Origin of the sequence: Vogesella mureinivorans (assembly GCF_007644035.1) — a bacterium.
In the GTDB taxonomy this organism is placed as follows: Bacteria; Pseudomonadota; Gammaproteobacteria; order Burkholderiales; family Chromobacteriaceae; genus Vogesella; species Vogesella mureinivorans.
Genome location: NZ_VMTV02000366.1, coordinates 1 through 266 on the forward strand (window position 1 = coordinate 1; position 266 = coordinate 266).

Annotated in this window: 1 protein-coding gene; it reads right to left on the reverse strand. The window is 61.7% G+C overall.

Features of this window, described 5'->3' with window-relative positions; all coding sequences use genetic code 11:
* Positions 1–266, reverse strand: a 266-nt coding sequence (locus FLQ44_RS11030; protein ID WP_147694436.1) for a potassium-transporting ATPase subunit KdpA, incomplete at both ends; no start/stop codon positions are given.

The following is a 266-nucleotide window of genomic DNA, read 5'->3' on the forward strand; positions in this document are numbered from 1 at the left end:
CGTGGTCTCGCCTCCGTAGTTCTGCCAGTTGGTATTGGTGACGAAGGAGACCGCCGTGTTGAAGGCGAGATCCGGTGCCATGCCGGCAAAGCCCTGAGGGTTCAGTGGCAGATAGGCCTGAAGGCGCAGGAGTGCGTAAAGGACGACGAAGCCGGCCAGCGAGAATACGAGCATGGCAGTGACATAGGCCCGCCAGCTCTGCTCCCTGCTCGCATCGATGCCAGACAGACGGTAGAGGTTGCTTTCTACGCGACCGAGCACGGGCG